Source organism: Odoribacter lunatus, assembly GCF_943193135.1.
Lineage (GTDB): Bacteria > Bacteroidota > Bacteroidia > Bacteroidales > Marinifilaceae > Culturomica > Culturomica lunata.
Map to the genome: position 1 here is coordinate 1 of NZ_CALPCZ010000041.1, position 12,077 is coordinate 12,077.

General features: G+C 42.2%; 7 protein-coding genes. 3 read left to right on the forward strand and 4 right to left on the reverse strand.

All coding sequences use genetic code 11. The features are described 5' to 3' along the window. Nucleotides 1-615: 615 nt before the first annotated feature. Nucleotides 616-1,485 carry a YitT family protein gene (locus NFR61_RS10540; RefSeq protein WP_251623864.1) on the reverse strand — a complete coding sequence of 290 codons (870 nt, stop codon included), beginning with the start codon at nucleotides 1,483-1,485 and terminating at the stop codon, nucleotides 616-618. Between the two features lie 9 nt (nucleotides 1,486-1,494). Beyond that, nucleotides 1,495-3,204, reverse strand: a complete 1,710-nt coding sequence (locus NFR61_RS10545; protein WP_251623866.1) for a glutamine--tRNA ligase/YqeY domain fusion protein — start codon at nucleotides 3,202-3,204, stop codon at nucleotides 1,495-1,497. A 74-nt stretch (nucleotides 3,205-3,278) separates the two neighbouring features. On the opposite strand from NFR61_RS10545, the gene NFR61_RS10550 reads away from it, so the two are divergent. From NFR61_RS10550 to NFR61_RS10560, 3 genes are all read left to right on the forward strand, one after another. Continuing rightward, nucleotides 3,279-5,246 carry a putative porin gene (locus NFR61_RS10550; RefSeq protein ID WP_251623868.1) on the forward strand — a complete coding sequence of 656 codons (1,968 nt, stop codon included), beginning with the start codon at nucleotides 3,279-3,281 and terminating at the stop codon, nucleotides 5,244-5,246. A 15-nt stretch (nucleotides 5,247-5,261) separates the two neighbouring features. Next, on the forward strand, nucleotides 5,262-6,644 hold the full coding sequence (locus NFR61_RS10555; protein WP_251623870.1) for an MltF family protein: 1,383 nt from the start codon (nucleotides 5,262-5,264) through the stop codon (nucleotides 6,642-6,644). A 76-nt stretch (nucleotides 6,645-6,720) separates the two neighbouring features. Then, entirely contained in the window at nucleotides 6,721-7,473 is a 753-nt protein-coding gene (locus tag NFR61_RS10560) for a hypothetical protein (protein WP_251623878.1), read from the forward strand. Nucleotides 7,474-7,598: 125 nt separating this feature from the next. Here the strand turns inward: NFR61_RS10560 and feoB are convergent, their stop codons facing one another. Both feoB and NFR61_RS10570 read right to left on the reverse strand, forming a co-directional pair. Then, nucleotides 7,599-9,980: a ferrous iron transport protein B gene (gene feoB, locus NFR61_RS10565; protein ID WP_251623880.1), complete on the reverse strand. Its 2,382-nt coding sequence runs from the start codon at nucleotides 9,978-9,980 to the stop codon at nucleotides 7,599-7,601. A 95-nt stretch (nucleotides 9,981-10,075) separates the two neighbouring features. Further along, nucleotides 10,076-11,902: a DUF5723 family protein gene (locus NFR61_RS10570; protein WP_251623882.1), complete on the reverse strand. Its 1,827-nt coding sequence runs from the start codon at nucleotides 11,900-11,902 to the stop codon at nucleotides 10,076-10,078. Between the last annotated feature and the right edge of the window lie 175 nt (nucleotides 11,903-12,077).

Here is a 12,077-nt window from a genome sequence, read left to right on the forward strand (position 1 = left end):
TTTTTTCCATGTGCTCAGTCATATGTCCCAAATATCATCTAATATCAGGGTCGCACTTGCTGTCTCGTCACTACAATTTTTCTAAGAACTCTTTAATCTCGTTTCCTGATTAACCCGCCCATAAATGAGCGAAAGTGACGGCAAAGATATATCAACTTTTATTACCCTCCAAATTTTTGCCTTACTTTTTTAATCTTTTTACAAGAACTTTTTCCGCGAATCGGAAAGTGGGTGCAAAGATAAAACAAGTATTATTTTCTACAAAAGTTTTTACAAAAATTTTTAAAAAGAAATCAAAATGCATATAAATGAGAAATATTCTATAAGGGGCCCACCCCAAAATAAAAATAATTTTACCTTCGTTTTTAGTGGTTTTTGCCGTTTCAAGTCCGAATCATCTCCGTTTTACCTCCGTTCTAGAACAGCGTAGAACGGCAAAAGATTCGTTCCAGAGAGTTTCTCTCCATAAAGGATGCTTCCAATAAACAGGTTGTAAACACATACTATTATAAAAGAGGTTGTCCAAGTTTTTATACTCAAACAACCTCTTTTTTCTATTCGTTTTTATTGCTATTTGTTTGTATGCTTAAATGTATGATGTAATCTATGGTACCATCACGCTTTTATACCTTTTACTTCATCAAATCCTTTACCAAATACCCCCATAACAGTATTCATGGTCATAAAAACATTTGAATCAACCCGTTTAGCTATCCTCAGCACCTCTATCGCTTCGTTTTTACGCACAACTATAATCAACATTTTCTTTGCCTGTCCGGTATACCAACCGGTACAATCAACTACGGTAACGCCATGTGCAAATTGTTCCGTAATCTTTTGCGCCACTTCCTGATATTTCTCGGTAAAAATAAATAATTGAGCCGACTGCTTCTTTCCTGTTAATACAAAATCAACAGTAAATGACACAACTCCCATCATAACATAACCATACATCAGTCCTTCCAGGTTAAAATTAATAAACAAGCTACATGCTATGATTCCACAATCGCTGTACATAATCATTTTTCCCGGACTAGCATTCCTATACTTCGTAACAATCATCGCCACAATATCCGTTCCTCCAGTACTTCCTCCCTCCGATAAGGCAATAGCTATCCCGATTCCTGTAAGCATTCCTGCTATAATGGAGCTCATGAATTTGTCACTGACAAAAGCTTCAGGAATCAGAGGCTGTAAAAAGCTCAAAAAAGCACTTCCTATAACAATGGCAAATACTGTTTTTATTCCAAATTTAGGTCCTAATACCTTTAAAGCTATTCCGACCAATACTACATTGATTACAAAATAACTTATACCCACCGGCACTGTTTTACCAGAAAGATAGTAAATAATCGTACTCATACCGGTCGCACCTCCGCCCACAATTTTATGAGGCACCAAAAAACCCAATGCAGCGACTGCATAGATCAGCATTCCGAAGGCAATCAATATATAGGAGCGAATCTCCTTATTTACATTATTCATATGCATATTTTACGCTTTTTGGACTTTCGCCCAATTATCTTTTAATCCAACTGTTTTATTAAAAATCAATTGTCCCTCTTTAGTATCGGGATCTACACAAAAATAACCCAATCGCTGAAATTGAAAACGTTCTCCGGGTTTTGCCTCTTTCAATCCTGGTTCCAATTTACAACCTTTCAATATCTTCAATGAGTCCTCATTAATAAACTCTTTAAAATCAATATCCTTATGTCCTGCAGGATCTTCGTCTTTGAACAATCGGTCATAGAGTCGTACTTCCGCTTCAATTGCTTCCGTTGCAGATACCCAATGGAGTGTACCTTTCACTTTTCGGTTACTGGCTTCTGTTCCGCTTCCACTACGACTATCCATATCACAAGTACAATGTATCAACACTATATTTCCTTGCGCATCTTTCTCTACACTTTCACATTTTATAATATAAGCACCTTTCAAGCGTACTTCGCTTCCCAATGTTAGTCGGAAGAACTTCTTTGGTGCGTCTTCCATAAAATCCTCTCTTTCGATATATAATTCCCGGGAGAAGGGCACTTTTCTGATTCCGGCTGTTTCATCTTCCGGATTATTCTCAATTTCCACCATCTCGGTCCGATCCGGATAGTTATCCAATACAACTTTTACAGGATCCAATACAGCCATTACCCGCGGCGCTGTTTTGTTAAGATGTTCCCTTACACAATATTCCAACAATGCCATATCTACGACAATCTCCCGACGAGCAACTCCCACTTTCTCTGCAAAAGCACGGATTGATTCGGGTGTATATCCCCTGCGACGCAATCCGCAAATTGTCGGCATTCGCGGATCATCCCACCCTGCTACATATCCCTTCTGTACTAACTCCAGCAATCTACGCTTACTCATCACGGTATAGTTCAAATTACGACGAGCAAATTCTATCTGGCGGGGGCGATATTCTGTTGTCGTTAATTGATCCAAGAACCAATTATACAAAGGACGATGTATTTCAAATTCTAACGTACAAATAGAATGCGTAATTCCTTCCAAATAATCGCTCTGACCATGAGTAAAGTCATACATAGGATAAATACACCATTTATCTCCTGTCCGGTGATGACTGCTATATATAATACGGTACATTATCGGGTCTCTCATCAACATATTCGGAGAAGCCATATCTATTTTAGCCCGCAAGACCTTTGTTCCTTCCTTAAATTCTCCATTTTTCATCCGCCGGAACAAATCCAAATTCTCCTCAATACTCCGATTCCTGAAAGGACTGTTCACTCCCGGCTCATTGATTGTCTTCCGCCCAGCACTGATCTCCTCTGCAGATTGATCATCCACATAAGCCTTGCCTTCCTGTATCATTTGTTCTGCCCAATCATACAACTGTTGAAAATAATCGGATGCATAACGCACTTCTCCATCCCATTGAAATCCCAACCATTTTATATCTTCTTGAATAGCATCCGTATACTCTACATCTTCTTTCACAGGATTTGTATCATCAAAACGTAAATTACATTTTCCGTGATACTTTTCCGCAAGACCGAAATTCAGACAAATAGACGTTGCATGCCCTATATGAAGATATCCATTAGGTTCCGGCGGGAAGCGGGTGTGTACCCGTTTTCCATTCTTCCCTTCTGCCAACTCTCCTTCTATAATCTGTTCAATAAAATTCAACGACTTCGCTTCGCCTTCCGTTTCCGTGTTGTGATGATTCGTATCCATGTTTTCGTATATTAAATTTCGGACAAAAGTAAGTAATTTATGAGAGTTTTAAAAGTTTACGTATATTTGCCACGATGAAAAAATTATTATACATATTCATTTTTTGTTGCCTGCCTTTCATAGCATTTACACAATCAAGTCCCATACACCGAAAAGGTAACCCCATTCGCGGTAACGGCGCCAATCCCCAGTCTGCCACCGATTCATCGCGCCAGCAATCTACTTCGGATATTCCTCACCAACATCGGACATGGAAATGGATGAATGACGGAGTATATAAAATGGATATTCCTTTAGATACCACTTTCGATAAAATTCATAATTACAATTATATATTTCAACAAAGTATTGCCAATACTTATCTTGCCAACTTTCCGGCTCCCTATGAATCAGATATATTCATCAAAAGGCCTCCACAAGAAGATTTCCATATTCTTAATAACGTTCGGGCTTATCTCTTTAAGCCTGTAGATGCCGTTAATTTCAACACGACAACTCCTTTCACCCAATTAAATTATTATTCCGGGGGTGGCAAAGGAAAAAATGAATCATTTCTGGACGTATGGCATACACAAAATATCACACCCTTTTGGAATGCAGGTTTTCGCTACAATCTCATTTCCGGAGACGGGAGATACATGAATCAAAAATCCAAAGCCTATAATTTTTCTATCTTTTCCTCTTATGAAAAGGAGAGATGGCTTATCAATTTATTTCTAAACCAAAACAATGGAAATTTTGATGAAAATGGAGGTGTGTTAGACAAAAAATTCATCCGAGACACTACCATTAATGCCGAAAATGTCCCGGTAAATCTATCTAACGTAAGAAACATTTACCGTAATTTTAATTTCTACACACTGCTGCAATACAACATCGGCAATAAGAAAGAAACGGTACAAGGCAACGACACTATCCAGTCTTACCCGGCAAAAGCCTTATTCTCTGCGACTATCGAAGATAATATACATCGTTTTAAAGAAGCAAGCATTAACTTTGATTTCTTTCACAATACCTTTTTAGACAGTGTCTCTCACACTGACTTACAAGGGAATCATGTCTATAACTTCAACGCAAGATTAGTCGTAAACGAACACCCCAAATACAAATACTTGCCAGGCATATACGCCGGTCTTTCATTCAAACATTTGGATTATACCGGACGGACAGGCTTGGATTCCACTCACGCCCAAGGCAAGGACAAACACAGCGGCACCTGGCTGACCGGAGGTATTTTCAATGTTAATGACAGTGCATTATTCAACTTTGATGCAAACGTAAAACTATGCCTCATCGGTCACTATATCGGTGATTTTGAAATACAAGGATTTATAAAACAATATTTCAACAAAGCTAAAACGAGTTATATCAGAGCAGATGCGCTTATTGAATCGCAAACTGTTAATCCGTTCTTTTCCCGTTACATCGGTAACCACAATATTTGGGAAACAAATTTTGACAATATTAAAACCCTAGGCCTTGAAGGCCGTTATGTCAATGAAAAATTTCAAACTGAAGTTGGACTCAATTGGAACAATATCATCAATTATGTCTATTTTGACACGGCAGCCATGCCCCAGCAAACTTCCAAAGCTTTAATTATTCTGACTGCTTGGGCCAACCAAAAGTTCAAGGCCGGACATTTTCATTTTGACCAAACCGTATACTTTCAGCAAAACACCCACAAAGATATATTATCCCTCCCTACGATTTCGTTATATTCGCATAACTATTACGAGAATGCATTCTTCAAAAAAGTATTGAAATTCATTATCGGTTTTGATCTCTTTTACAATACCAAATTCTATGCGGACAACTATGCCCCCTCTACCATGCAATTCTACAGCCAACGCACAGAAAAAACCGGAGGATACCCCAAATTTGATATATTCTTAGACTTCCGTATTAAACGGGCGACCCTTTTCTTAAAATACGAACATCTCAACTATTACGTTACCAATGGGAATTATTTCAGTGCCTTGGACTACCCCATTAACCCCGCCATGTTCAAGTTCGGACTAAAATGGAACTTTTTCGACTAAATGTATCCTCTCCGCATGAAGTTCATTCTTATAGCATATTGCACACTCTTACTTTGCACCGCCTGTAAAAAAACGGAGACTAAAAAAACAGAGTTTATCTATCCCCCGACATCCCACGTCGAAAAAATCCTCTCCAAAGGCTTCTTGGATATTTCTACTTTCTACTCCACCACCGACTACTACGTCTACAAAGGTATTACTCGAGGATTTCATTACGAGCTCGCCCGGGATTTTGCAGACTATTTAGGTGTCAGGTTACGTGTCATCGATGTAAACAACAACTTGGATAGCGCCATTCATCGACTTCAGAAAGAACAATACGACCTAATAGCCGTCAGCATGACCGTCACTCCGGAAAGAGAAGAAAAAATCCAATTCTCCCACCCCTTCTTCAAAACGGGGGAGGTCTTAGTACAAAATAATCGGAAAAATCTTATACATCATATTGAAGAACTCAACGGGAAAACTATTTTTATAAAAAAAGGAAGTCCTTATAAAAAACTACTGCACCATATTCAGGACTCTTTAAAAATCCAATTCAACATTTCAGAAATATCCCGCTACTCATCAGATGAACTACTAAACTTAGTCGAAACCGGAGAAATCGACTACACCATCACCGACCAAAACATCGCTCAAGCACACTCGCCTTCCATGCCCCATTTAGACTACTCCCTCAACCTTCAGGAAGGCATCGCCATCTCTTGGGCTATCCCTACGCATTCTACCGACTTAGCGAAAGAAATAAACACTTGGCTAGACCTATACAAAAAAAACGGACGCCTAAACATGTTATACAACCGTTATTTCAACTACCACAATCAACACCCCTCCCATAAATCCAAGTACACCTTGGTAAAAAAAGGCGACCTATCACCTTTCGACAAACAACTGAAAGAGGCCGCCAAACTTCTTAACTGGGATTGGCGACTCTTGGCTGCACTTGTCTACAATGAATCGAAATTCGACCCCGAAGCCGAATCACATGTCGGAGCCTACGGCCTAATGCAAATCATTCCGGAAACCGCCAGCATGTTCAAAGTATTCGACTATTTCTCTCCGGACAGTAATATCTACACCGGCATACAATACTTGAAATACCTGGATAACATATTCTCGGAATACCCTATCGAACCGGAAGAAAAACTAAAATTCACCTTAGCCTCCTACAACGCCGGAGCCGGTCATATCATCGACGCAATGCGGCTTGCTGAGAAATACGGCAAAAATCCTTATATCTGGGACAACAACGTCGATTTTTACATCCGATATAAATCCGATCCTGAATTCTACAAGGATTCCTTATCCCGCAACGGATATTGCAATGGACAACAGACATACGACTACGTGCATCGCATTCTAAATAGTTATAATAATTATAAACACATCCGTAATTAATAAATATTGTACGAATACAGAAAATTTCGTTTGTTTTTATTATCTTCGCAGTGTCATTTATAAGATTATACGACACATGCCTTACAGAAGATTACCCAATACGGATGCAGCACGAATAAGAGCACTCAAAGCAGCTTTGCGAAAAGGAGAAAAATTGGATGATATAAACACCCTGGCATACTCGTTTCCCTTAAAACAGAAAATAGACATATTCCTATCAAAATTTGAAACAGCCATAACCAATTCAAAAGCTGCCAGAAGCAAACAAATAGAAAATAGTCAGAAATTTTCCGAGCTAACCAAAAAAGCCCGGCTCTATATTTCCCACTTCATCCAAGTACTCAATTTCACAATCGCTCGCGGGGAATTAAAACCCCAAGCACGTGCATTCTACGGATTGGACGAAGATGACTCCAAAGTACCTTCTTTACTTACGGAACAGGAACTAATCGTCTGGGGTGAAAAAATCATTAACGGAGAGCAAGAACGCATCAACAATCGCGGAGGCAACCCTATATACAGTCCCGCTATAGCCCTCGTGCGGGTTAATTATGAAAACTTCAAGCAAGGCTACGAATTCCAAAAACGGCTTCAAGCCAACTCCGCCCGCTTCAGTTCAGAAGTCGCTCAATTCAGAGATGAAGCCGACAACCTCATCGTAAACATCTGGAACGATGTCGAGACCTACTTTGCCGGAGTAAAAGACGAAGAAGAAAAAAGATACATGTGTGAAGAATACGGCCTCATATACGTATTCCGAAGAGGAGAAAAAGAACGGCTGAAAAGAAAAAAGGATGCCGAAGACATCACGCTGAAACTCGATTTTTAAGACATACCTTCTTCAACGGGCAATCCTCACATTTGTTATTCCTGTTCCAACGCCGCCAGAAAAAACGCACGGCGAAGAACAAACAAAAAATAAGAACAATATATACTACGATTTCCTGCATTCCTTCAAAACAACATTCCTATCTGATACACGCAAAAAGCCACTACCCACGCCAGCAACGTCGTATACACAATTGTAAAAAGCGCCCAGCGTCCGCCCGCCTCTTTCCGTATTGCAGCAATCACCGCCATACAAGGAAAATAAATCAGAATAAACAACATAAAACAATAAGCCACCAACGGAGTAAACACCCGATTACCCGCAGCATCCCGCTGATGTTGCAGATTCATCGCCAATACCTGCACATCTTCCTCCGCATCCGGCACATGATAAAGAATCCCCATCGAGCTCACCACAATCTCTTTCGCCGCCACACCCGTAACAATACTCACTCCCATTTTCCAATCAAATCCCAAAGGATGTATAAACGGCTCTATCGCCTTCCCCACTCGCCCGATATACGACTGTTCCATTCGCTCCGGACTCTGTTTCCCATACTCCGGATGATAAGGATAATACCCCAATGCCCAAATCAAAACCGAAGCGACCAGAATAATCGTCCCCATCTTCTTCAAATACTGGCCTGCCTTATTCCACATATGCAACAACGTATTCCGCATCGTCGGCATTCTGTACGGAGGCAACTCCATTACAAAAGGATCCGAAGCCTGATGAAACAACAACTTCTTCAATAATAAAGCAGTCAATACAGCCAAACCGACCCCTATAATATATATTGACAATAACACCATCCCTTGATTCACCGGGAAAAAGGCCGATACCAAAAGAATATACACCGGCAACCGGGCACTGCATGACATAAAAGGTGTAATAAGCATCGTCAGCAATCGCTCCCGCCTATTTTCCAAGGTCCGCGTAGCCATAATTGCCGGTACATTACACCCGAAACCTATTAACAAAGGGATAAACGACTTACCGTGCAAACCAATCTTATGCATCAGCTTATCCATAATAAAAGCCGCCCGCGCCATATATCCCGTATCCTCCATCAAAGAAATAAAGAAAAACAATATCAAAATATTCGGCAAAAACACAATTACGCCTCCCACTCCCGCAATCACACCATCCACAATCAAATCCGTCAAAGGACCGGGAGCCATTACCTCTGTTACCCAACTACCCAACATCTTGACCCCCTCTTCAATCCACTCCATCGGATAACTGCCCAAAGAAAAAGTCGCCTGAAACATCACCCACATAAACAACAACAGCACCGGAAAACCAAACCAATGATGAGTCAAAACCGTATCAATCGCATTCGTCAATTGGCGTTTATCCTTTCCCCCCTCCGTATACGTCTCTTTCAATGCCCCGCGAATAAAACCATACTTTTCATTTGTAATAATCGTCCGCGTATCCTCCTTATATTCCCTTTCCAACCGCTGCACACAACGCTGCGCCGTCTCCTCAATCTCCCCGAAATTCTCCACCCCCTTCAAAACATCCTGCGTAATCGGGTCCTGCTCCAAAACCTTTATTGCCAAATAACGGGGAGCAAACCTGTCCGTCACTTCCTTATTAGGCACAATCGTCGCTTTCACCCGGTCTATCGCCTCCTCAATCTCCGCTCCGTAATTAATATGAATATGACGGGAAGCATCCTTCCTATCTTCAAAAACATCAATAATCTTATCCAGCACCGCATCAATTCCCTCTCCCTGCGAAGCTATTGTCGGAACAATCGGAAATCCCAGCAACTGCCCCAAATAATCATAATCCAGTCTGGCACCCTCCTTCTCCAATTCATCAAACATATTCAACGCCATCACCACCCGGATATTCATATCAATCAACTGCGTCGTAAGAAACAAATTCCGCTCCAAACTCGAAGCATCCACTACATTCAGCACAATATCCGGATGCCTGTCCGTAATATAACTACGCACAAACAACTCCTCCGGCGTATACTCCGTAATCGAATACGTCCCCGGTAAATCAATCAAATGAATCGTATAACCCTTATGCCGTATATCCGCTTCCTTCGCATCCACCGTCACTCCGCTATAATTCCCCACATGCTCCCGCAATCCTGTTGCCCGGTTAAAAAAAGAAGTCTTCCCGCAATTCGGATTTCCCACCAACGCCACCTCAATCATATTCGTCTTCGCCCGCAACCGTTCCTCCGCAGTCTCATCCTGAAACGTTCCGTTATAACCGCTCACCCTCACACGCTCCGCATCCTCCCCCGCCAACTCCATCACTTCTATCAAATTCGCCTCGCTCCTCCTCAAAGAAACATGGCTGTCCATTACCTCATACTCAATCGGATCGCGCAACGGCGCATTCTTGATAACCCGCACACTCTCCCCTTTCACAAAACCCATCTCCATAATCCGATTACGAAAACTGCCGTGCCCATGCACCTTGACAATCACACAATCCTGTCCGGTTGGAACATCGGATAATCTTAAAAAATGGTCTTTCATTAAAATCTAAAACTGAACGTATCTATATCAAGAACAAAAATAGAACATCCGCATCACGATTGAAATCCCCATAAATAGGGATTATCACGAAAATATCAATACACCTTCAACCCCCACACATCTTTCAGTTTTGGATACCTACGACGAATACGGAACACCTCGTCCCATGCCTCGTCATGCGTCTCAAAGCCTCCGCAGCTCACCCGAAACAGTCCCTCCTCATTTTGGAAGACCCACGTCTCACGGAATCCCAAACGTATCATCTTATTCTTTAAATCCACCGCAGCAGCACGATTCTTAAAACTACCCACAATCACCTGGTAAGGCATCTCCTCCACGCCCCGACGCTCAATCATCATCTCCTCCTTCACCGGGCTGACAACTACCCGCTCCGGCTCTGCAGGCGGGACAACCGTATCCTCCTTCTCCTCCACCTGTTCCGGCTTAACCACAGGCGCCGGTTTAACCGTATCCTTCTTCGCTTCCGGCTCTTTCTTCACCACCACGGGCTCCGTCTTTACCGATTCCTCCTTCTTACCCTTATCCCGGTGACCGAACAGCAGGTTTATACCGAAGCGCGCATTCAGCGACTGCGTATGTGTATAATTTGCCCCCAGCACATTATCCGTAGAAGCATACAATTGAACCGGTCCCAGCTTCGCCGTCAGCCCCGCCCCCACATTCACATAATTGCCCGGCATCGCCGTATAAGCCACGGCCACAGTCACATTCCGGTGCAAACGCACATCCGCCGACGCCGTCAGTGAAGGATAAAATTTCTTATTCAGCATCGTAAGCTCCGCCAGACCACCCACCGACACCATCTTCGCCACCTGGTACGTAGCCCCCAAATACATCTTGCTACGCAACATTGTCATATAACCGCCCTCCGATGCCGTCAGCCGGAAATCATTCTTCAGACTGTCGAGCAAATCATCAAACACCTCATCAATCGACTTGTCATCCTTCTTAATACTATTCGACACATCCCCGCCCTTCCAGTCAAACTCCGTATTCTGCGTAAAGCGGTAATTCTTCGCACCCCAACGGATAAAACCCAAATCCACCACGCTCGCATAAAGCTTCAGCTTATCGCTCAACTCATACTCCGCACCCAAATCCAGCGCAAAACCCGGATTCTTCGTATTCAAAACCATCGACGTTGAAAAATCATCCACATCCGCACTCAAATCATCCCACTCTACAGGCTCCCCGTACGTAACATTCTCAAACGTCAGCGGAGCCGAAACGCGGATATCCTGCTTGGAACGTATCATCATACTACTACCATTCTCCTCCGTCTGGAGACTGATTTTAGAATCAGTCATACGGGCATTCGCTATACCCAACAAAAACTTCGCACGGGCACCTACCGTCCACTTACTGTTCAGCTTCCTTGACACACCCAAAGCAAACTCCTCATACGCATTCAGCTCCAGTCCCAGATCACCGATATCCATCCGTTTTCCCAAATAAGGCGTATTCCCGTCCTTCAGAAAAGTAAACAAATCCTTATTCGCGCGGAAAACAAAATCATTCTTCTCCGTCACATCCAGCGTCGCATACCAGTTCTTCACCTTCACGCCCACCGTCAGGAGAGACAGCTCACTGTCAAAATGAATCAAATTATGCTTACGCAACGACTTATACATCCGGTCCATATCCACATACACCGAATCATTCCTCCCCTTCTGCAACAAATCATCCACCTTAAAAGACGAATTCATATAATTCACCGACACACCGCTCAACACCGGCAATCCCACCCACACTTTATACTCCGGTTGATAAGCCGGATTCAAACGCACCCGTTGGGGCAGATTTGGCAAAAAATAAGCAACGCCGGAGGCATCCTGCCCCCACGAAAACTCCGCACTCAAGCATAACAATAAAACAGTGATTACACCACGAACCTTCTTCATCTAAATAAAAATTACTATTACAGAAAACGCAACATTCGTTTGAAATCGCAAATCTATGTTAAAAAAACAATATATACAATCAAAAAAAACAGAACCGTAAAGAAAAGGTATATGCTTAGTAGGCATGTGATACTTCTGTAAGTACTTCACTAAAAAAAAGAAGCGAGACTCATGA

Bases quoted from the DNA above. Each gene is read 5' to 3' on its own strand.
- NFR61_RS10540 (WP_251623864.1), bottom strand. From the start codon at position 1,485: ATGAATAATGTAAATAAGGAGATTCGCTCCTATATATTGATTGCCTTC.
- NFR61_RS10545 (WP_251623866.1), bottom strand. From the start codon at position 3,204: ATGGATACGAATCATCACAACACGGAAACGGAAGGCGAAGCGAAGTCG.
- NFR61_RS10550 (WP_251623868.1), top strand. From the start codon at position 3,279: ATGAAAAAATTATTATACATATTCATTTTTTGTTGCCTGCCTTTCATA.
- NFR61_RS10555 (WP_251623870.1), top strand. From the start codon at position 5,262: ATGAAGTTCATTCTTATAGCATATTGCACACTCTTACTTTGCACCGCC.
- NFR61_RS10560 (WP_251623878.1), top strand. From the start codon at position 6,721: ATGCCTTACAGAAGATTACCCAATACGGATGCAGCACGAATAAGAGCA.
- feoB (WP_251623880.1), bottom strand. From the start codon at position 9,980: ATGAAAGACCATTTTTTAAGATTATCCGATGTTCCAACCGGACAGGAT.
- NFR61_RS10570 (WP_251623882.1), bottom strand. From the start codon at position 11,902: ATGAAGAAGGTTCGTGGTGTAATCACTGTTTTATTGTTATGCTTGAGT.